Raw genomic sequence first — 21,441 nt, 5'->3', positions numbered from 1 at the left:
TTGCACGGCGCGTCCAGCAGACTCCTGCGCGGCGTCGCACGCAACCGCTCGCGTCGGCCCACGCCGTCGACCCGAGCCGGTCGCGAAGCACCTCGGTGCGGATCGGGCGCGAGGGCGCGGGGTCGGACCCGAACGACCCGGACGCCGACGACTGAGGCCCCCGGCTTCAGTACACGATGCCAACCCCTGCGGCCTGCCTGTGCCACCTGACCGCCCAGACTGCAATGCCCCTGCTGAGCCCGCCTGGGACACGATTGGGTCACGACACTGGACGTGCGATGAGTTCGACTTCTAAAGTCACGCGTGTTCGCACCGGCCGACGGAGGCCGGATCAGTCGCATCGCACCACGCCGACCGGTGCCGGTCCGGGCACACACCCCCGGACCCGCCTCGTCGGCGGGGCTGCGCCGATCGAGAGAGAGCAGACGAAGATGTCGCGTGCATGGAAGAAGGTCGCCGTCTCCCTGGCGACCACCGGTCTGCTGGCCGCCAGCCTCAGCGGCTGCAGCGCCGAGCGCGAGGTCGCGACCCCGGCGACCGGTGAGAGCTCGGCGCAGTCGGCCGAGGAGACGCTGGTGGGGATCGCGATGCCCACGAAGAGCCTCGAGCGCTGGAACCGTGACGGGGCCTACCTGGAGGAGCTGCTCCAGGACGCGGGCTACGAGACGACGCTGCAGTACGCCGACAACAAGGTCGACCAGCAGATCACGCAGATCCAGAACATGATCAACCAGGGCGCGAACATCCTGGTCATCGCCTCGATCGAGGGCGAGGCGCTCGCGCCCGTCCTGGAGGAGGCGGCGTCCAACGACGTCACGGTCATCGCCTACGACCGCCTCATCAACGGCACCGAGAACGTCGACTACTACGCGACCTTCGACAACTACAAGGTCGGCCAGCTGCAGGGTGAGTTCGTCGTCGAGGCGCTCGACCTGGAGAACGCTGCGGGCCCGTTCAACCTCGAGCCGTTCGCGGGCTCGCCGGACGACAACAACGCGAAGTTCTTCTTCTCCGGCGCGTGGGACGTCCTCAAGCCGTACGTCGACGAGGGCAAGCTCGTCGTCCCGTCCGGGAAGGCACCCGCGTCGAACGACGAGTGGGCGAGCATCGGGATCCAGGGGTGGGGCTCGGACTCCGCGCAGGCCGAGATGGAGAACCGCCTCAACTCGTTCTACGGCGGCGGCGAGAAGGTCGACGTCGTCCTGTCGCCGAACGACTCGCTCGCGCTCGGCATCGCCCAGGCGCTCGAGGGCGCGGGCTACACGCCGGGCTCCGACTGGCCCGTCCTGACGGGTCAGGACGCGGACAACGCGAACGTCCTCAACATGCTGGCGGGCAAGCAGTCGATGACCGTCTGGAAGGACACGCGCACCCTCGGTGACCGCGTCGCCACGATGATCGACGAGATCCTCGCCGGTGGCGACGTCGAGGTCAACGACACCGAGACGTACGACAACGGCACCAAGGTGGTCCCGACCTACCTCCTGCCACCCGTCGTCGTGACGTCGGACAACGTCGAGGAGCAGCTGGTCGAGTCCGGGTTCTACTCGGCCGACGACCTCGGTCTCTGACCCCAGGGTGACGCCGGCCCCCCCGGGCAGACGCTCGGGGGGCCCGGCGGCCACGTCCCTCATCGACCACACGTGCGAGGACGCATGGACAACGAGCACATCCTCGAGATGCGCGGCATCACCAAGCGGTTCCCTGGGGTCGCAGCCCTGCAGGAGGTGACGCTCGCGGTGCGGCGCGGCGAGATCCACGCCATCTGCGGGGAGAACGGCGCCGGGAAGTCGACGCTCATGAAGGTGCTCTCGGGGGTCTACCCCCACGGCTCCTACGAGGGCGACATCCTGCTCGACGGCGAGGCCGTCGAGTTCCGCAGCGTCCGCGACTCCGAGGCCCGGGGCGTCGTCATCATCCACCAGGAGCTGGCTCTCAGCCCGTACCTGTCGGTCGCGGAGAACATCTTCCTCGGCAACGAGCAGGCCAAGCGCGGGGTGATCGACTGGAACCGCACCAACGCCGAGGCCGGCCGGCTGCTCGAGCGCGTCGGTCTCCCGGAGAAGCCCGACACCCCGGTCATGGACCTGGGCGTCGGCAAGCAGCAGCTCGTCGAGATCGCCAAGGCGCTGTCCAAGGAGGTGCGCCTCCTCATCCTCGACGAGCCCACCGCCGCGCTCAACGACGAGGACAGCGCGCACCTGCTCAACCTCATCCGTGGCCTGAAGGACCAGGGGATCACCTCGATCCTCATCAGCCACAAGCTGAACGAGATCGAGGCGATCGCGGACAGCACCACGATCCTGCGCGACGGACGGACGATCGAGACGCTCGACATGCACGGCCCGGAGCGGGTGACCGAGGAGCGGATCATCCGCGGCATGGTGGGCCGACCGCTGGACCACCGGTTCCCGGAGCGCACGCCGGAGATCGGCGAGGAGGTGCTGCGGGTCGAGGGCTGGACCGTGCACCACCCGGTCGATCACGCCCGGACGGTGGTCGACGGCGCCACGGTCGCCGTACGTCGCGGCGAGGTGGTCGGCCTGGCCGGTCTCATGGGCGCCGGTCGCACCGAGCTCGCGATGAGTCTCTACGGGCGGACCTACGGGGCCCGCGTGTCGGGACAGGTGTTCAAGAACGGGCGCCCCGTCGAGCTGCGGACCGTCGGGCAGGCCATCCGGCACGGCATCGCCTACGCGACAGAGGACCGCAAGCGCTACGGCCTGAACCTGATCGACACCATCCAGCACAACATCTCGGCGTCAGCGCTGGGGAAGCTGACCGGGCCCGGCGGGGTCGTGGACCGCGAGCGCGAGGCGACCGTCGCCGAGAAGTACCGGCGGGACCTCAACATCAAGGCGCCGACGGTCCAGGCGTTCGCCGGGAAGCTCTCCGGGGGGAACCAGCAGAAGGTCGTCCTGAGCAAGTGCATCTTCGCCGACCCGGACGTGCTCATCCTCGACGAGCCGACCCGCGGCATCGACGTCGGGGCCAAGTACGAGATCTACGTGATCATCAACACGCTGGCGCAGCAGGGCAAGGGCATCATCGTCATCTCCTCGGAGCTGCCCGAGCTGCTCGGCATCTGCGACCGCATCTACGCACTGAACGAGGGACGGGTCACCGGTGAGCTGTCCCGCGACGAGGCCACGCAGGAGCGTCTCATGCACCTCATGACCATGGACAAGGACGGACACGCCCGATGACGACCGACCTCAACACCGTGCCCGCGATGCCCCCGGGGGAGCGGGCGCGGGTGCCGCTCTCGCAGCGACTGCAGGGCCTCGGGGGCAACACCCGGCAGTACGGCATCTTCGGCGCGCTCGTCGTGATCATCCTGCTGTTCCAGGTGCTGACGGACGGCAAGCTGTTGCTCGCGAACAACGTCGCGTCGCTGTTCCAGCAGAATGCCTACGTCATGATCCTCGCCATCGGCATGGTCATGGTGATCGTGGCCGGGCACATCGACCTGTCGGTCGGGTCCGTCGTCGCCTTCGTGGGCGGGGTCGTCGCCGTCAGCATCCGGGACCTCGACGTGCCGTGGGTGCTCGCGATCCTGATCGGTCTCGCGCTCGGTGCGCTGGTCGGCGCCTGGCAGGGCTTCTGGATCGCCTACGTCGGGATCCCGGCGTTCATCGTGACCCTCGGCGGCATGCTCCTCTTCCGCGGGCTCGCCCTCGTGATCGTCGGCGAGACCGTCGCGGGCCTGCCGGCCTCGTTCATCTCGATCTCCAAGGGCTCGCTGCCCAACGCGCTCGGGTTCGTCAGCAACGCGGACGTCGTGACGCTCCTCGTCGGCACGCTCGCGTTCGTCGGCCTGCTCGTGTCGCAGCTGCGGGCCCGTCGGTCGCTGCGCAAGCACAACCTCCACATGGAGGCGAGCGGGCTGTTCGTGGCGAAGCTCGTCCTCGTCGCGGCGGGCATCGCGATCCTCACGGTCATCCTGTCGTTCTCGGCCGGTGGCACCCCGATCGTCCTCGTCCTCGTCGGCGTCCTGGTCGTCGTGTACTCGTTCGTCATGGGCCGCACCGTCTTCGGGAGGCACGTCTACGCGATCGGCGGCAACCGTGCCGCGGCCACGCTGTCGGGCGTGAACACCCGCAAGGTCGACTTCTGGATCTTCGTCAACATCGGCGTCCTCGCGGCGGTGGCCGCCGTCGTGACGACGGCGCGTGCGGGCGCGGCGATCGCCGCGGCGGGCCAGAACTACGAGCTCGACGCGATCGCGGCCTGCTTCATCGGCGGTGCGGCGGTGACGGGGGGCGTCGGCCGGGTGGCCGGTGCGATCGTCGGTGCCTTGATCATGGGGGTCCTGAACATGGGCCTGTCGATCATGGCGGTCGATCCCGCGTGGCAGATGGCCATCAAGGGCCTGGTGCTGCTGCTGGCGGTCGCGTTCGACCTGATCAACAAGCGCCGTGCCGGCAGCTGATCACACCGCACGTGCCGCCGTGGTCGGTCGCGAGCAGCAGGCACCGCACTAGGCTCCGGCCGTGAGCAGACGCGCCCCGATGGCCGGCTCGCAGTCCGCGCTGCGGGCGGCGAACCGCTCGGTCGTCGTCGACACCGTCAAGCAGTTCGGCGGCCTCACGCAGGTCGAGCTCGTCGAGGCCACCGGGCTCTCGCCGGCGACGGTGTCGATCATCGTCCGCGAGCTCCTGGGTGCCGGCGTCGTCGACATCGCGACGACGACGCGCAGCGGGCGCCGGGCCCAGCTGGTCACGCTGGCTCGTCGCGTCGGGCTCGCCGTCGGCGTCCAGATCGGGCACCGGCACCTGAGCGTGGCGCTGGGCGACTTCAGTCACGAGATCATCGCGGAGCAGCACCTGCCGCTCCCGCACGACCACCGGGTCGACACCTCGCTCGACCGGGTCGCGCTCCTGGTGTCCGACCTGCTCGAGCAGGTGGGCTCGGAGCTCGTCGAGGTCGTGGGCATCGGCGTCGGCCTGCCGGCGCCGGTCGACTCCGGCACCGGGATGATCTCGGTCCGCGGGCTCATGCGTGGGTGGGACGACGTGCACATCGGCCAGGTGCTCAGCAAGCGGCTCGGCCGCCCGGTCCACGTCGAGAACGACGCCAACCTGGGTGCCCTCGCCGAGAGCACGCTCGGTGCCGGGCGCGAGTACCTGGACTCGGTCTACGTGCGCGCGTCGTACGGCACCGGCGCCGGGCTCATCCTGAGCGGCCGACTGCACCGCGGCTTCGCGGGCACCGCGGGCGAGATCGGCCACATCCAGGTCGATCCCCAGGGCGCGGTGTGCCGGTGCGGCGGCCGAGGATGCCTCGACACGGTGGTCGGTGCCCAGGCGCTCATCGAGCCGCTGCGCGGCACCTACGGGAGTCTCACGTTGCGCGACGTCATCAGCCGGGCCCTGGCCGGCGACCGCGGCTGCGCCCAGGTCGTCGCCGACGCCGGCGCGACCATCGGCGAGGTCGTCGCCGGGCTCGGCGTGGCGGTCAACCCGCAGTGCGTCGTCGTCGGGGGTGAGCTCGCCGAGACCGGTGAGCTCCTCCTGGGGCCGCTGCGCGAGGCGGTGCTGCGCCGGGTCCTCCCGAACGAGATCGCGCCGATCGACGTCGTGCCCGCCGCGTTCGGACCCAAGGCGGAGGTCGTGGGCGCGCTCGCTCTCGCCCTGCAGCACGCCGACGTCGTGCTCGAGGTGCCAGACGTCGTCGTACCGGGCGTCACGGACGACGGCTCGAGAGAGGTATGAGGTTGAATGTCAGGTGGGCTCGAGCCGGAGGTCCGGAGCGCGGCGGCGAGGCGGGGTGTCATGACGGCTGACCAACGGGTGCCGCTCGTCGCGATGCACGGCATCACCAAGCGCTTCGGCGCCATCGAGGCACTCGTCGACGTGGACCTCCACGTGCACGCGCACGAGGTGGTCGCGCTCGTCGGCGACAACGGCGCCGGGAAGTCGACCCTGGCGAAGATGATCTCCGGCGTGCTCCAACCGGACGCGGGGATGATCGAGATCGGGGGCGAGGAGGTGGCCCTCCCCTCGCCGCAGGCGGCGCACGCGCTCGGCGTCGCGACGGTGTTCCAGGACCTGGCGCTGTGCGACAACCTCGACGTCACGGCAAACCTGTACCTCGGCCGGGAGCTCCGCTCCCGCTTCGCCCGCGACGACGGCCGCATGGAGGAGAGCGCCCGGCGTGTCCTCCGGGAGCTCAAGAGCCGCATCCCGTCGGCTCGGACCCCGCTCCGGAACCTCTCCGCCGGCCAGCGTCAGGCCGTCGCGATCGCTCGCACGCTGATCGGTAACCCGCGGATCATCGTCCTCGACGAGCCGACCGGAGCACTGTCCGTCGCGCACACCGCGGAGGTGCTCACGCACGTCCAGCGGCTGCGGGACCTCGGTCTGGGCGTCATCCTCATCAGCCACAACATGAACGACGTCCGGGCGGTCGCCGACCGTATCGAGGTGCTCCGGCACGGGCGCAACAACGGCACCTTCGACGCCGCGACGGCCAGCTACGAGGACGTCCTCGCGGCCATCACGGGTGCGGTGCCCCTGGGGCGACGCACGAGCTCCCGGCACATCGCGGGCTGAGCGGCGCGGGTCGGTGAGATCCACGGGAGTCGAGGTTCGGCCCGACGCGGGGTTCGCTGGGAACGCCGTGCCTGCGCGCCGACGGGCTCGTCGCCGCTGGGGGCGGGCGGCGCCCCGCCCCTACCCGAGCTCGGGGGGCGGGGCGTCGAACGGCACCCACGCCGCGGGGTCGGTGAGGATCGTGCTCAGCACCGTGAGCGCCGCGCCGGTCATCGCCGCGTCCTGTCGGGAGCGAGCCGCGCGGACGCCCGCCTGCTTCCACGGCGCCGCCAGCACGCGGGTCCCGAGCTCCTCCGTGACGAGTGGTGCGAGGTGGTCGACGAGCGGTGCGTAGATGCCGCCGAGGACGATCTGCTCGACGTCGACGAGGTTGACGAAGTTGGCGATGGCGATCCCGAGCGCACGGCCACCCGTGGCGAGGGCAGCGACCGCGCCCGGGTCGCCGGCGTGGGCGGCCGCGCGGAGCGCCTCGATCGGGAGGGCGACGTCGAGCCCGGCGCTGCGCAGGAGAGCGTCCTTGCCCGCGTACTGCTCCAGGCAGCCCGTCGACCCGCAGGAGCAACGCGGACCCGCGGGGTCGACGACGGTATGCCCCAGCTCCCCGCTCCAGCCGTGCTGGCCGAAGAAGACCTCGCCGTCGAGCACGATCGCCGCGCCGATGCCGACCTCGCCGGACACGTAGAGGAAGCTCCGGTCGGCCCCCGCGGTGCGTGCCTCGGCCCGGGCGGCCAGGTTCGCCTCGTTGGCCAGGCCGATCGCGATGCCGGTCAGCGGCGCGTGGGTGCCCAGGATCGCCACGACGTCGACGTCGCGCCAGCCCAGGTTCGGCGCCAGGCGCAGTGGGCCGGTGACGCGGTCGACCAGGCCGGGGAGGGCCAGTCCCATGCCGGCGATGCGTGGCGGCCCTCCGGGCGCCGGCTCGGCGACGAGCTCGGCGAGAAGCTCCTCGACGACAGCCGCGAGCCGTGCCAGCACGGTGACCGGGTCGCTGCCGCGGAAGTCCCCCCAGACCTGCCGCCGCGCGAGCACGTCCCCGGCGAGGTCGAGCGCCAGCACGCCGACGTAGTCGACGTTCACCTCAGCGCCGAGCGCGGCGAACGCGCGCCGCGCGGGCACGAGGGGAACGGCCGGCCGGCCGGCCCTCTGCGGCGGCACCGGTGCGAGCTCCGCGACGAGCCCAGCCGTGATCAACCGGTCCACCAGCGCCGAGACGGCGCTCCGTGTCAGCCCGGTCGCGGCGGCGATGTCGGCGCGGGAGGGCGGCGGGTCCGCATCGACCACGCGGGCCAGGACCACCTGCAGATTGTGCTCGCGCAGGCTCCCCTGGCGCGCCGGTGCGGCCCTCGCGGGGGCCGCACCGCGCCACGGCGCGTCGACGGGCGTGCCGCCCAGGCGTACGGCGGTGGCTGCACGGGGTCGCCCGTCATCGCTTCGCATGGGTTGACCCTAGTGCGGGGACGCCATAAGTTAAATGACACAACAAAGTCTCGACGAGGAGATCAGCATGGACCTCACCCCCACCCCCCAGGACAAGTTCTCGTTCGGTCTGTGGACCGTGGGCTGGGAGGCCCGCGACCAGTTCGGCTCGGCCACGCGGGCGCACCTGGACCCGGTGGAGTCCGTGCGTCAGCTCGCGAAGCTCGGCGCCGCGTACGTGACGTTCCACGACAACGACGTCGTGCCGTTCGGGTCCGACGCCGCGACACGCGACCAGATCCTGCGGCGGTTCAAGGACGTGCTGGACGAGACCGGCATCACGGTCGAGATGGTCACCACCGACACGTTCGCCCACCCGATCTTCAAGGACGGCGCGTTCACCTCCAACGATCGCCGGGTGCGTCGCTTCGGGCTTCGGAAGGTCGTGCAGAACGTCGACCTCGCCGCGGAGATGGGTGCCGAGACCTTCGTGATGTGGGGTGGCCGGGAGGGTGCCGAGTACGACGCGGCGAAGGATCTCAAGGCGGCGCACGACCGGTACAAGGAGGGCATCGACACCGTCGCCGGCTACATCAAGGAGCAGGGGTACGGGCTGCGGATCGCGATCGAGCCCAAGCCGAACGAGCCGCGCGGCGACATCCTGCTGCCCACGGTCGGGCACGCGCTGGCGTTCATCGCCGAGCTCGAGCACGGTGACATCGTCGGGGTGAACCCCGAGACGGGTCACGAGCAGATGGCAGGCCTGAACTACACGAGCGGAATCGCGCAGGCGCTGTGGGCGGACAAGCTGTTCCACATCGATCTCAACGGGCAGCGGTCCATCAAGTACGACCAGGACCTCGTGTTCGGCCACGGCGACCTGTTCTCGGCCTTCGCGACCGTCGACCTGGTCGAGAACGGCTTCCCGAGCGGCGGCCCGCGCTACGACGGCCCGCGGCACTTCGACTACAAGCCCTCGCGCACCGAGGACGCTGACGGCGTGTGGGAGTCGGCGCTCGCGAACATGCGCACGTACCTCATCCTGCGCGAGCGCGCCCGCGCCTTCCGCGCCGACCCGGACGTCCAGGAGGCGCTCGAGGCGGCGGGGGTGCTGGAGCTCTCCCGGCCGACCCTGGGGGAGGGCGAGACGCTCGCGGACCTGCTCGCCGACCGCTCGGCGTACGAGGACCTCGACGTGGACGCCGTCGCCGCGCGCGGCTTCCACTTCGTGCGGCTCAACCAGCTCGCGCTCGAGCACGCGCTCGGCGCGCGCTGAGCCGTGCCTCTCGTCGCCGGGGTGGACTCGTCCACCCAGTCCTGCAAGGTCGTGATCCGCGACGCGGAGTCCGGGGCCCTGGTCCGGTCGGGCCGTGCGACCCACCCCGACGGCACCGAGATCCACCCGGACCGCTGGTGGGACGCGCTGCAGGCAGCGATCGAGGCCGCCGGTGGGCTGGACGACGTCGCGGCGCTCGCCGTGGGCGGGCAGCAGCACGGCATGGTCGCGCTCGACGCCGACGGCGCCGTCGTGCGCGATGCGCTGCTGTGGAACGACACCCGCTCGGCTCAGGCCGCCGTCGAGCTCGTCCGCGAGCTCGGCGGCGGTGACGTGGCGGCCGGCGCCCAGGCGTGGGCCGACGCCGTGGGCTCCGTGCCGGTCGCGTCGCTGACGGTGACCAAGCTGCGCTGGCTCCGCGACGCCGAACCCGGCAACGCAGACCGGGTCGCCGCGGTCGCGCTCCCGCACGACTGGTTGACGTGGCGCCTGGCGGGGCACGGGCCGGGCTCAGGGCCGGCAGGGCTCGACGCGCTGACCTCGGACCGCTCCGACGCCTCGGGCACGGGGTACTGGTCGCCTCGGACCGAGAGCTACCGTCCGGACCTCCTCGAGCTGGCGCTCGGCCGCCAGGTCGCCCTGCCGCGCGTCGTCGGGCCCTCGGAGCCCGCGGCCGCCGCAGGAGGACTGGTCCTGGGGCCGGGCGCGGGCGACAACGCCGCGGCCGCTCTCGCACTCGGGATGCGCGAGGGGGACGTCGCGATCTCGATCGGGACATCCGGGGTGGTGTCCGCAGTCTCGCGCACACCCACGACGGACCCCAGCGGGCTCGTCGCCGGCTTCGCGGACGCGACCGGCGCCTACCTCCCGCTCGCCTGCACGCTCAACGCCTCCCGCGTGCTCGACGCCGCGGCGCGCATGCTCGGCGTCGACCACGCCGGGCTCAGCGCCCTGGCCTTGTCGGCCCCGCCGGGCGCCGACGGACTCGTGCTCGTGCCCTACCTCGAGGGCGAGCGGACCCCCGACAAGCCGACGGCCACGGGTGCGCTGCACGGGATGCGCCTGGCCAACACCACGCCGGCGCACCTGGCACGGGCTGCTGTGGAGGGCATGCTGTGCGCACTCGCCGACGGCCTCGACGCCGTCCGGGCGCAGGGCGTCCCGGTGCGTCGGCTCCTGCTGATCGGCGGCGGCGCGCAGTCGGAGGCCGTCCGCCGGATCGGGCCGTCCGTTCTCGGCATGGACGTCACGGTCCCGGCGCCGGGGGAGTACGTCGCCGACGGCGCCGCCCGGCAGGCCGCGTGGGTGCTCTCGGGCAGGGCGGGACCCCCGGCGTGGACGGTGGCCACCGTGTCCGAGACCTCCGCGTCCGCGTCCGCGCCCGAGATCCGCGAGCAGTACGCCGCCGTGCGGGAGCTCACCGCGACCCGCAGCTGACGCCGGACGGGTCGCCCGCACCGCGGACGCTCCCTGCGCATTCCATCCCCACGGGGAGGAGGGCAGCCGTCGCCGTCCTCGCGATGGGCGGACGCTCGCGCAGACGCGGCGTGCGGTCCCCGTGCGACCTGCTCGCGGCCGGTCAGCTGGTGTTCGTCGCGGGTGTCCGCCGACGGCTCTCTCTCTGCTCAGCCTGGTGCGGCCACGGCGGAGGAGGCGGACGTCGCGCGCATCGTCGACGGCCTCCTTGTGGCCTTCGGCCCAGCGCACGGTCTGGTCCGCGACTCGTTCGCGCCGTCGGTGCCTGTCTCGGCCGGTCGCCCTTCGGTCGCTCGGTCGAGGCGCAGGCCCGTCACCGGGCGACGTTGTCCGTGGCCTCCTGCGCTATTCGCGCCAGATCCTGACCCTGCTGCACCCGGTCACCGACAGACACGCGGGGCTCGAGCACCCCAGCTCGGTGCGCCACGACGGTCGTCTCCATCTTCATCGCCTCGAGGACGAGGACGGCTTCACTCTCGTCCACGTGCGACCCGGGGCACACGAGCCAGCGGACGAGCGACCCGCCCATCGGGGCCGCGAGGACAGCCGGGTCCTGGGGCTCCTCAGGCTGCCTGCCGACGGCGAGGCCGTCGCGAGCGGCAAAGGCGTCGAGGAGGTCAGCGGGCAGACCGAGTGTCACGCGGCGCCCGTCGACGTCGACGACGAAGCGCCAACGCCCCTCGTCGACCGGCGCCTGCCGGAACTCAGGATCGGTGTCGAGGCGTGGCACGAGCTCGCTCTCGATCCACGTCGTCCACACACCCAGGCGGTCGGCGCGGTGGAACGCATCATCGGCCAGAACGGCGCGGTGGAACGGCAGCACGGTCGCGACCCCAGCGATCTCCATCTCGCGTGCCGCCCGCCGCGCCCGGCGCAGCGCGTGGTCGCGGTCCCTGCCGTGGACGATGACCTTGGCGAGGAGCGAGTCGAAATGACCCGAGACCACCGACCCGGCGCGGACGCCGGTGTCGACCCGCACGCCTGGCCCGGTGGGCAGGTGCAAGGTGGTGATCGTGCCGGTGGCGGGCAGGAAGCCGCGGCTGCCGTCCTCGGCGTTGATGCGCAGCTCGATCGCATGGCCGAACGGCTCCGGATCCGTCAGGACGGGCACCTCGCCGCCGTCGGCGATGACGAGCTGCGCGGCCACGAGGTCGATGCCGGACGTCAGCTCGGTGACCGGGTGCTCGACCTGGAGGCGGGTGTTGACCTCGAGGAACGAGAGGGAACCGTCCTCACCGAGGAGGAACTCCACGGTCCCGGCGCCCACGTACCCGGCCTCGGTGCAGATCGCTCGGGCGGCGTCGTGAAGCTGCCGCCGCTGGTCCACCGTGAGAAACGGTGCGGGGGCCTCCTCGACCAGCTTCTGGTTGCGGCGTTGCAGCGAGCAGTCACGGGTCCCGACGACGACCACGGCACCGTGGCTGTCGGCGAGCACCTGGGCCTCGATGTGCCGAGGCCGGTCGAGGAACCGCTCGACGAAGCACTCGTCCCGACCGAACGCGGCCCGTGCCTCCGCCTGCGCGGACGCGAAGGCGTGCTCGACGTCGTCGAGGTCGCGGACCACCCGCAGACCCCGGCCACCGCCGCCGAAGGCGGCCTTCACGACAATCGGCAAGCCATGTGCCTCGGCGAAGGCCCGTGCCTCTGCCGCGGACGGCACGGGCCCGTCGCTGCCCGGCACGAGCGGGGCGCCGGCGCGGCGGGCGATCTCGCGGGCCGTGACCTTGTTCCCCAGGGCGCGGATGGTCTGGGGCGACGGGCCCACCCAGGTGAGGCCGGCGTCGAGCACTGCCTGAGCGAAGTCGGCGTTCTCGGCGAGGAAGCCGTACCCGGGGTGGACCGCGGCGGCGCCGGAGCGGCGAGCGATCGCGATGAGCTTGCCGATGTCAAGGTAAGTCTCGGCGGCGGTCATGCCGTCGAGGCTGTAGGCCTCGTCGGCGAGCGCGACGTGGAGGGCGTCGGCGTCCGGGTCGGCGTAGACGGCGACGGACACCAGCCCGGCGTCGGCGCACGCGTGGACGACGCGGACGGCGATCTCGCCCCGGTTGGCGATGAGGAGCTTGCGCACGGCTGGGCTTCCTTCAGCTGGTGGGTTCGTCGGCGGGGACGAACCGCAGGACGTCGCCCGGGCGGGCCTGGGCGAGGCGGTCGAGGTCGGCATCGGAGACGACGCCGATGACGGGGTAACCACCCGAGACCGGGTGGTCGGCGAGGAAGACCACCGGCAGTCCCGACGCGGGGACCTGGATCGCGCCCGCGATCGTGCCCTCGCTCGGCAGCTGGGCCATGACCGCGCGCTCGAGCGGCCGCCCGTCAAGGCGTAGCCCGATGCGATTGGACCGGTCCGTGACGGTCCAGTCCTGCTCGACCAGCGAGCAGCGCGCCTCTTCGGTGAACCAGTCGTCGCGCGGCCCGGGGACGACCGCGACGCTGACGGTGCCGCGTGCGATCCTGGGCGAGACCTCGGGGGCGGCGACGACGGAGCGGGGCCGCGGGTCCGCGATCGGCAGTGCGTCACCCGTGACGAGCGGGGCGGGACCGATGCCGGACATGACGTCGGTCGCCCGGCTGCCGAGTACCTCAACCGCGTCCAGGCCGCCGCGGACGGCGACGTAGGAGCGCAGGCCCGCGGCTGGCACCTCCAGGGTCAGGGTCTCGCCGTCGCGGAGGGCGAAGGGCGCGTCGGGCGGTGGGTGCCACGCCCCGCCGTCGGGTGTGCGGACGGTGAGGGGGGCCGGGGCTCCGGTGACGGCGAGGACGAGGTCGCCCGCCGCGCCGAACTCGACCCCGCCGGGCACCGTCTCGAGGACGGCTGCGCCGCGGGGGTTGCCGACGAGCCGGTTCGCGCGGGCGGCCGCGCCGCGATCGAGAGCGCCCGATGGGCTGACGCCGAGGTCGAAGAGCCCCGGACGGCCGAGGTCCTCGACGAGCGTCTGGACGCCCGGGCTGACGACGACGAGGGCCGGTACGGACATGTGCGGGCCCGCGGCGGCGCGTCGCGGAGAGAATCCCGCGACGGACGGGGCCGCGGGCGCCGCGAGGGGACTGCTGAACGTCACCGAGCCGGCGGGGGCCGTCGTCGTGACGACCTCCCGGACGGCCCGGTACCTCACCCGGTCCCCGGGCCGAACGAGCGCGGGCGGGTCGCGATCGAGGTCCCACATGCGCTCGCCGGTGCGGCCGACGAGCTGCCACCCGCCGGGCGACTCGCGCGGGTAGATGGCGGAGAAGTTGCCAGCCAGGGCGACGGAGCCGGCGGGCACGGCCGTGCGCGGGGTGCGGCGCCGAGGGACGTCGAGGGTGTCGTTCTCGCCGACGAGGTACGCGAAGCCCGGCGCGAACCCGCCGAACGCCGCCGTCCAGACCTGGCCGGTGTGGGCATCGACAACCCCCTCAGGACTCAGCCCGGTCAGCTGGGCCACGTCGGCGAGGTCCGCACCGTCGTAGACGGTGTCGACCGTGACGAGGCGGCCGTCGGACCGCGGCGTCACCCGGTCGGCGGGGAGCTCCGCGAGGGCCCGCGCGACGCGCGCGCGGGCGGTCGGCGTCGTCAGGCGCACGAGGACGGTCCGCGCGGCGGCGAGAACGTCCCCCTGGCCGTCGAGCGGCGCGGCGACAAGGCGCGCGTGCAAGGCGACGACCTCGTCGAGGTCCGCGCACTCGACAAGGAGCGCCCGGTCGCCGACGCGCCGGACGGTCCGGCGAGCGCTCACAGGAAGCTCGTCACCGGCACGCCGGCCTGCTCCAGCCCGGCGCGGACGGCAGTCGCGATGGCGACGGCGCCGGCGGTGTCCCCGTGGACGCATACGCTCTCGGCGTCCACATCGATCACCTGGCCGTCGATCGTCTTGACCGTGCGCTCGGTCGCCATGCGCACGACGCGGGCGGCGACGACGTCGGGGTCGTGGATGACGGAGCCTGGAAGGCGGCGGGAGACGAGCGTGCCGTCGGCGTTGTAGGCGCGGTCCGCGAAGGCCTCGACGACAGCGCGCAGCCCCGCCTTCTCGGCCTCGGCCTGGATGACGCTTGCGGGCAGGCAGAGGATCGGCAGGCTGTCGTCGACCGTGCGGATGGCCTCGACGACGGCGTGGGCCTGCTCGCGGTGGTGGGCGATCGTGTTGTACAAGGCCCCGTGCGGCTTGACGTAGGTGACGGAGGTACCGGCGGCGGCGGCGATCGCCTGAAGGGCCCCGATCTGGTAGATCACCTCGTTGGTGAGCTCGACCGGGTCGACGTCCATGAATCGGCGACCGAACCCGGCGAGGTCGCGGTAAGCCACGTGCGCGCCGACGTGGACACCAGACTCCGCGGCCGCCGTACAGGTGCGGCGGGCGGTGATCGGATCACCGGCGTGGAAGCCGCAGGCCACGTTGGCGCTCGAGACGACCTTCATGATCGAGGCGTCGTCGCCCATGGTCCACTGACCGAACGACTCGCCGACGTCGCTGTTGAGGTCGATCGACATCGGGTCTCCTTCCTTGCTCGAGGACGTGCGCGCCCGGTGCGAGCGTGGCGCTGGACCGGCCGTGGGCTGCGTCAGCGGGGAGCGATCTGCACGGACGGCATGACCCGGGCGAGGAACTTGCGCGTCCGCTCGTGCTCGGGAGCGTTGATGACACGCTCGGCCGGTCCCTCCTCGACGACAGCGCCCTGGTCCATGAAGATCACCCAGTCGGCGACCGCCCGGGCGAACCGCATCTCGTGCGTCACGACAACCATGGTCATGCCCTCCGCCGCGAGATCGGTCATCACCTTGAGGACTTCGTCGACCAGCTCGGGGTCCAGGGCTGAGGTGGGTTCGTCGAAGAGGATGGCGTCCGGCTCCATCGCCAGGGCACGGGCGATGGCCACGCGCTGCTGCTGGCCGCCGGAGAGCTGGTGCGGGTACTTGTCGGCGTGTGCCGCCATGCCGACCTTGCGCAACTGCTTCATGGCCATGAACTTCGCAGTCCCGGCCGGCAGCTTGCCGAGCTCGACCGGGGCGAACGTGACGTTTTCCAGCACGGTCTTGTGCGGGAAGAGATTGAACTGCTGGAACACCATGCCGATGTGCTGACGCGTGGCGGCGAGCGTGCGGTCGGAGACGGGCACGCGGGTGCCGTCGTGGAGCCTGGTGTACCCGACTGGCTTGCCGCGGTAGAGCACGTCGCCGTCGTCGATGGACTCCATCGCGTTGAGCGTCCGGATCAGGGTGGTCTTGCCGGAGCCGGAGGGGCCGATGATGGCGACGACCTCACCCTTGTGGACCTTGAGGTCGACGCCGCTCAGCACCGCGTTCTCGCCGAAGGACTTGCGAGCTCCGACCGTCTCCAGGACGACCTCACCCGTGTGCGGCGTCGGCGTCGGATCGGTGGGTGTCGGGATGACGTCATCGCCCGCTGCGGCCTGCCGGACCGCGGTGTGGCGGCGCGAGACGTCCAGGCGTCGTTCGAGCAGGCGTAGCAGCTGATCGAACACCGTCACGAGCATGACGTAGAAGACGGCGACTACCAGCAGGGTCTCGAGGACCTTGAAGTTCTGGGTGTACAGCCGCTGGCCGACCAGGAGGATCTCCGTCAGGGAGATGGCGGAGACCAGCGACGTCAGCTTGATGATCGTGACGAACTGGTTGCCCAGCGCGGGCAGCGCCACGCGGAAGGCCTGCGGGATCACGACGTGCCGCTGCACGCCGCGCCACGGGATGCCCAGAGCCTTGCCGGCCTCGCCCTGACCGGCCGCGACGGACATGAGACCGCCGCGGTGGATCTCGGAGATGTACGCGGTCTCCGAGAGGACGAGGGCGACCAGGCCGGCCATGTAGGGGGAGCCGACCAGCGCACGCAGCTCGGGGACCACCTGCGGCACGTTGTAGACGAAGATCAGCAGCACCAGGAGCGGCAGCGACCGGAAGAACCAGACGTACGCCTCGAGCGTCTTGCGCAGCCAGGGGTGCCGAGACTGGCGGCCGAGGGCCACCAGCATCCCGAGGCCGACAGCAAGCAACCATGCCGGGACGGCGAGGGCCATGACGGTGAGGGTCGCCGACCAGAAGTCGGAGTGCCCGAAGAGGCTCAGGGCGTACTGCCAGTCGAAGGCGAACCCGCCGGCGTCCGAGCCGCCCGCCGTCGGCGACTGGTCACCGAGCGCGGCTGCGACCTCCGCATCCGTGGGCTCGGCCAGGTTGTATCGGGCGAGCAGGTCGGCGTAGGTGCCGTCGGCCTTCATGACGTCGACGCCGTCCCGGATCTGCTCCGCCAGCTCGGAGTTGCCCTTGGCGACGGCGAGCCCTACCGGGACGGGGAACAGGAGCTCCTCGCTCGTGATGGCGAGCCGGCCGCCCGAGGTGTCGACGACGACCTTGGCGACGGCGGCGTCACTGACCTGTGCATCGACCTGACCGGCGAGCAGGGCCTGGGTCCCCTCCGAGTCGGTCGTGAAGTCGCGGACGTCGATCGGGGACTCGCCTGCCTCGGCGCAGTCGTCCGATGCCTCGCCGCGGAGCTGGTTCGCGACGTCGCCACCCTTGATGACGGCCACGGTGCGGCCGCAGAGGTCCGCGGCGATGACCGCGGGGTCGGCACCGGTGGGCGTGACGATCGAGTTGCCCGTCGTGAAGTAGGGGATGTAGTCGACCTCGTTCGCGCGCTCCTCGGTGATGTAGAGAGCGGAAGCGATCACGTCGAAGTGGCCGGCCCCGAGGTTGGTGATCAGCTGCTCGAACCGCGTGTCGACGAACTCGACGTCGACGGCGAGCCGCTCACCGAGGGCGCGGGAGAAGTCGGCGTCGAAACCGGCGGGTCGTCCGGCCTCCAGGTACGCGTACGGCGGGTAGGTGAGGTCCGAGCCGACGACCAGCGTGCCGTCGTCGGTGCTTGCGGACGCGGCGTCGAGGGGCACGGCGGTGAGCCCCAAGGCGGCGACGAAGGAGCCGACCGCCGCGAGGCCGCGTCGGGCTGGTGTGGACGTCATGAGGTGTGAACCTAGCGATTGCTCAACAATCCCGTCAATGCTTTGCAGGCAGGTGAGTGCGACCACCACGAGAGACCTGCTCGCGACGCCTGGACATGCAGATCATGCGGCGGTTCGGATCTTGTGATTGTTGAACGATGCTAGGGTGCGCTTCATGTCCACGAGAGCCCCCCACGTCTCGGCGGCCGAGGCCGTCCAGGCGCACCTGCGGGAGCGCATCACGGCCGGCGAGCTGCCGCCCGGGAACCGGCTCGTCGACACGGCCCTCGCGGAGGAGTACGGCGTGTCGCGTCACACCGTCCGCGACGCGCTCAGGCTGCTCGGAGCGGACGGTCTCGTCCGGTCGGTGCGCAACTCCGGCAGCTCCGTGCGCTCGCTCACGGCGGCCGACGTGCGGGACATCTACCTCGTGCGTCGGCTCATGGAGACTGCCGCCGTCCGCCAGAGCGCCCACGCCGACGACGGCCTCCTGCAGGACGTCGAGCGGGCCGCCACCACGGTGGAGCAGTACGCCCGAGCCGGTGCGGCGTCCCACGTCGGCACGGCCAGCCTCGCCTTCCACCGCTCCCTCGTGGCACTCGCCGGCTCCGCACGACTGAACGCTTTCTACGACACGATCGCCGCCCAGCTCCGGCTCGCGTTCGCCGTCATGCCCGACGAGGGCGAGTTCCAGCTGCAGTGGGTCGCGCTGGACCGGCAGATCGCGGACCTCGTCGTGAGCGGCCGCCGGACCGAGGCGGAGGCCCGGCTGCTCGAGTACCTCTACGAGTCCGAGGGGCTCGTCGTCGACGGGATCCGCGCGGCCGAGCGGGCGGGCTAACCCTCACCGTCCGTGAGCACGGCGCCGCCACGCTGCACCGACCAGGTCGAGACGACCGCGACGAAAGGAACCACACCATGACGACAGACGCCGCGACGACCGGGTCCTCCCTCACCGACGCCGCCTACCAGGGACCCGCTCTCGAGGTCGACCACGTCCTCTACGGGGCGATCGCGCACGAGGGGGGCCGGACGCTCGTCGAGAAGTTCGAGATCCCCGTCCGGTCCGGCAGGGCCTGGGAGGTCCCCGCCGGGCACGTCTGCCGGATCGTCACTGTCGAGGGCCCGCAGGTGGGGGACCTCAACATCTGGAACCGGCACAACCCTCGCGAGCGCTTCTGGGCGGCCCGCACCCGCCAGCTCCAGGCTGCGCACGTCACCACCTTCGACCGGCTGTGGTCGACGCTGCCCTACCTCCGGCCGCTCGCGACCATTACCGCCGACACCCTCGAGAGCTACGGCGTCGACGCCGAGGGCGGCCGCGTCCACGACACGCTCGGTACCCGCTGCGACCCCTACGTCAACCGGCTCCTCACGGGCGCGGACTTCGACTTCCACTGCCACTCCAACCTCACGCGCGCGGTGCGCCCGTTCGGGCTCACCGAGTTCGACGTCCACGACGTCCTCAACGTGTTCCAGTGCACCGGTCTCAACGACAGGGACCAGTACTTCATGAAGTCGTGCCCGGCCACGCCGGGGGACCACTTCGAGCTCTTCGCCGAGCAGGACCTGCTCATGGCGCTGTCCACCTGCCCGGGCGGCGACCTGTCCGTGCCTCTGTGGGGACCGGACGCCCACGATCCCATCGAGGTGTGCCACCCGATCGGCATCGAGGTCTACAAGCTCGACGACGCCGTCCTCGCCGGCTGGAGCGCGCCGACCTCTCCTGCGTATGGCGGAGGTCACGGTCTACGCGCGCAGCCGTGGGAATGAAACCTGGGGCCGCTCAGCTGCGATCCACCGATCCGGAGGGCTTCGGGGGTGTGGCGGAGAACGAGAATGCCCGCGATGGCCAGGGTGTCACGGGCAGATGACCGTCTGACGGGAAGCGCGATGGATCGGAACGGGCGGAAGCGGGCCGAGGTCGGTGAGCTCGGCGACCCACGCCCCGTCGCGGACTTCGTCGTGGGCGTCCAGGGCCGTGGCCCACATAACTCTGGTGTGCGTTTGAGCAGGTCCGGGGTGTGCTCCGGCAGCGTGAACCCGACGGAGTAGGCCAGCCGGCGGCGGATCAAGGCCTCGATGACCTGGCGGGAGCCCCCGGCGCCGTCGTGCCACCAGCACCGTGTCCGCGTCGCCTGCCCGCCGTGCCAGGGTCCGCGAGGCCGTCAGGTCGGAGGCCACCTGGCCGAACACCGCCGGCTCGGCCCGGACCGTGGCCAGGTCCGAGCAGGCGTCCCCGCCGAGCGCGAGTGTCACCCCGAGGTCGAGCAGCACCTTGGCCTGGTCGTGCGTCGCGAACCGCACCCGCGACGGCGCCAGCGCGGCGCTCAACGCGACGTCCAGACCACTGGCCCGCACCGCACCGGTCAACAGCACCCCACCGGCCTGCCCGACCGCCGACCCGCCGTCGGCGTCGTCGTGCTCGCGGTGGGCACGCCGGACTGCCGCCGCAGGGGCGCGGCGGTCCTGTCCGGCTACGCCTCACGACGCCGGCAGCGTCACCTCGGTCGTGACCTCGCCGGCCGCCGTCAGCGCGAAGCCGGCCTCGGCGCCACGTGCCCGGAGCCGGTAGTCGCCGAGGAAGCCCCGGACCCGCACCCGCCCGGCGGCGTCCGTGCGCAGCGTCGTCTCCGGAAGCCACCACTCGCCCTTGACCAGCGCGCGCAGTGCGTCGTACGACGGCTTCGTGGTGCCGTCGGAGCGGACGAGTCCCACGGGGGCGCCCAGCCACGAGCCGTCGTCGGACAGGCCCCAGTAGGTGATCGCCTCCACAGAGGGGTGCGAGAGCAGCGTGCGGTAGTGCCGGACGATCTCCTCGGCCTGCCGTGCCTCGCCGTCGGGCGTCGAGGGCCACGACGGGATCTGGTAGTCGTTGAGGTCGACGATCTCTGGGGGCATCAGCTGACCGGACAGCAGGGTGCTCTCCGTGAGATGGATCGGCAGCCCGAACCGGGCGAACCTCTCGAGCGTCTCCAGGGTGCGCTCCTCGCCCCAGTAGCCCTGGTGCATGTGGCTCTGCAGCCCGAGCGCGTCGACCTGGATGCCGGCCTCGAGGACGCCTTCCACGAGACACTCGTAGGCGGAGGACAGGTTGAAGTCGTTGAGCAGGAGCGTCGCCGACGGGTTCGCCGCGCGTGCTTCCTCGAACGCCAGGCGGATCGTCGCGATGCGGCCGCGCTCCCAGCACAGCCGGGTGATCCCGTTGCGGTGCTCCTCGTTGACGAACACCGGCATGATGACGACCTCGTTGATGGCGTCCCACACGTCCACGACTCCCCGGAAGTCGGTCACCTCGCGCCTGATCCGCGCGCGGACGGCAGCCTCGACCTCGTCGGTCGACAGCTCAGGCAGCCAGTCGGGGGCCAGTGTGTGCCACACGAGGGGATGACCCTTCACCGCGCAGCCGCGGTCGGCGAACCATCGCGCCGCGCGTAGCAGCCGCTGCGTGTCGGGCCGGCCCGGCTCGGGCTCGAAGCCGGCCCAGTAGAACGGCAGCGTCGCGGTGTTGAACAGGTCGAGCCACAGCTCGGCCAGGTGGTCGCCCTGGGCGGGCGCCGCGCCGCCGAACGGGCTCTCCGGCGCGGCATCCGTCTCCGCGTTGGCGAGCGCGATCAGGTCGAAGCCGATGTTGCCGAACCCGAACCGGTGGCCGGTCTGCTCGACCGTCACCTCGTGGTCGGCCAGGGGCAGGCCGTCGGGACCGAGCACGGTGAGCGTCGCATCGGCCGTGTGGTGCGCCATCGACAGGTCGGGCGCGGTCGCGCTCGTCGGGGGTGTCATGGGTGCTCC

At 71.8% G+C, this 21,441-nt stretch carries 15 protein-coding genes and 1 pseudogene; 9 read left to right on the top strand and 7 right to left on the bottom strand.

Features of this window, described 5'->3' with window-relative positions; genetic code table 11:
* Positions 1-431 precede the first annotated feature (431 nt).
* The 5 genes from chvE to HIR71_RS03460 all read left to right on the top strand — a co-directional run bounded on the left by chvE (position 432) and on the right by HIR71_RS03460 (position 6,554).
* Positions 432-1,571 carry a multiple monosaccharide ABC transporter substrate-binding protein gene (gene chvE, locus HIR71_RS03480; RefSeq protein WP_169323459.1) on the top strand — a complete coding sequence of 380 codons (1,140 nt, stop codon included), beginning with the start codon at positions 432-434 and terminating at the stop codon, positions 1,569-1,571.
* A gap of 84 nt (positions 1,572-1,655) precedes the next feature.
* The gene (gene mmsA / locus HIR71_RS03475) at positions 1,656-3,206 is read left to right on the top strand and encodes a multiple monosaccharide ABC transporter ATP-binding protein (RefSeq protein WP_169323457.1); all 1,551 of its coding nucleotides are present in this window, start codon (positions 1,656-1,658) and stop codon (positions 3,204-3,206) included.
* Entirely contained in the window at positions 3,203-4,432 is a 1,230-nt protein-coding gene (gene mmsB / locus HIR71_RS03470; protein WP_169323455.1) for a multiple monosaccharide ABC transporter permease, read from the top strand. Before mmsA ends, mmsB begins: the two co-directional genes overlap by 4 nt.
* A 79-nt stretch (positions 4,433-4,511) precedes the next feature.
* Positions 4,512-5,714, top strand: a complete 1,203-nt coding sequence (locus HIR71_RS03465; protein WP_169323572.1) for an ROK family transcriptional regulator — start codon at positions 4,512-4,514, stop codon at positions 5,712-5,714.
* Between the two features lie 60 nt (positions 5,715-5,774).
* A complete protein-coding gene (locus HIR71_RS03460; RefSeq protein WP_169323453.1) occupies positions 5,775-6,554 on the top strand; it encodes an ATP-binding cassette domain-containing protein in 780 nt (259 codons plus the stop codon).
* A gap of 120 nt (positions 6,555-6,674) precedes the next feature.
* Here the strand turns inward: HIR71_RS03460 and HIR71_RS03455 are convergent, their stop codons facing one another.
* The gene (locus HIR71_RS03455) at positions 6,675-7,991 is read right to left on the bottom strand and encodes an ROK family transcriptional regulator (protein WP_169323451.1); all 1,317 of its coding nucleotides are present in this window, start codon (positions 7,989-7,991) and stop codon (positions 6,675-6,677) included.
* A 67-nt stretch (positions 7,992-8,058) separates the two neighbouring features.
* Here HIR71_RS03455 and xylA point away from each other — a divergent pair, with 67 nt between their 5' ends.
* Positions 8,059-9,246 (top strand): xylose isomerase, encoded by a 1,188-nt coding sequence (xylA, locus tag HIR71_RS03450; RefSeq protein ID WP_169323450.1) that lies wholly within the window; start codon positions 8,059-8,061, stop codon positions 9,244-9,246.
* Between the two features lie 3 nt (positions 9,247-9,249).
* Positions 9,250-10,683, top strand: coding sequence for a xylulokinase (locus tag HIR71_RS03445; RefSeq protein WP_169323448.1), 1,434 nt, complete (start codon positions 9,250-9,252; stop codon positions 10,681-10,683).
* 352 nt (positions 10,684-11,035) lie between these two features.
* Here the strand turns inward: HIR71_RS03445 and HIR71_RS03440 are convergent, their stop codons facing one another.
* The 4 genes from HIR71_RS03440 to HIR71_RS17675 all read right to left on the bottom strand — a co-directional run bounded on the left by HIR71_RS03440 (position 11,036) and on the right by HIR71_RS17675 (position 17,670).
* Complete coding sequence (locus HIR71_RS03440) at positions 11,036-12,790, bottom strand: acetyl/propionyl/methylcrotonyl-CoA carboxylase subunit alpha (RefSeq protein ID WP_169323447.1); 1,755 nt, start codon at positions 12,788-12,790, stop codon at positions 11,036-11,038.
* A gap of 13 nt (positions 12,791-12,803) precedes the next feature.
* Positions 12,804-14,435, bottom strand: coding sequence for a 5-oxoprolinase subunit B/C family protein (locus tag HIR71_RS03435; RefSeq protein ID WP_311836057.1), 1,632 nt, complete (start codon positions 14,433-14,435; stop codon positions 12,804-12,806).
* Positions 14,432-15,187: a LamB/YcsF family protein gene (locus tag HIR71_RS03430; protein ID WP_169323443.1), complete on the bottom strand. Its 756-nt coding sequence runs from the start codon at positions 15,185-15,187 to the stop codon at positions 14,432-14,434. Before HIR71_RS03430 ends, HIR71_RS03435 begins: the two co-directional genes overlap by 4 nt.
* A 71-nt stretch (positions 15,188-15,258) precedes the next feature.
* Positions 15,259-17,670, bottom strand: a complete 2,412-nt coding sequence (locus tag HIR71_RS17675) for an ABC transporter permease subunit (RefSeq protein WP_282959225.1) — start codon at positions 17,668-17,670, stop codon at positions 15,259-15,261.
* Between the two features lie 154 nt (positions 17,671-17,824).
* On the opposite strand from HIR71_RS17675, the gene HIR71_RS03420 reads away from it, so the two are divergent.
* Together HIR71_RS03420 and HIR71_RS03415 are read left to right on the top strand one after the other, a co-directional pair.
* Positions 17,825-18,490 carry a GntR family transcriptional regulator gene (locus HIR71_RS03420; RefSeq protein ID WP_169323441.1) on the top strand — a complete coding sequence of 222 codons (666 nt, stop codon included), beginning with the start codon at positions 17,825-17,827 and terminating at the stop codon, positions 18,488-18,490.
* 77 nt (positions 18,491-18,567) lie between these two features.
* Entirely contained in the window at positions 18,568-19,422 is an 855-nt protein-coding gene (locus tag HIR71_RS03415) for an urea carboxylase-associated family protein (RefSeq protein WP_169323439.1), read from the top strand.
* 87 nt (positions 19,423-19,509) lie between these two features.
* Here the strand turns inward: HIR71_RS03415 and HIR71_RS03410 are convergent.
* Positions 19,510-20,055 (bottom strand): annotated as a pseudogene (locus HIR71_RS03410) (hypothetical protein); the annotation flags it as partial.
* Between the two features lie 78 nt (positions 20,056-20,133).
* Complete coding sequence (locus tag HIR71_RS03405; RefSeq protein WP_211373720.1) at positions 20,134-21,432, bottom strand: endo-1,4-beta-xylanase; 1,299 nt, start codon at positions 21,430-21,432, stop codon at positions 20,134-20,136.
* Positions 21,433-21,441 lie beyond the last annotated feature (9 nt).

Origin of the sequence: Cellulomonas fimi, assembly GCF_012952065.1 — a bacterium.
In the GTDB taxonomy this organism is placed as follows: domain Bacteria; phylum Actinomycetota; class Actinomycetes; order Actinomycetales; family Cellulomonadaceae; genus Pengzhenrongella; species Pengzhenrongella fimi_A.
This window is presented reverse-complemented; position numbering and strand designations above follow the sequence as displayed.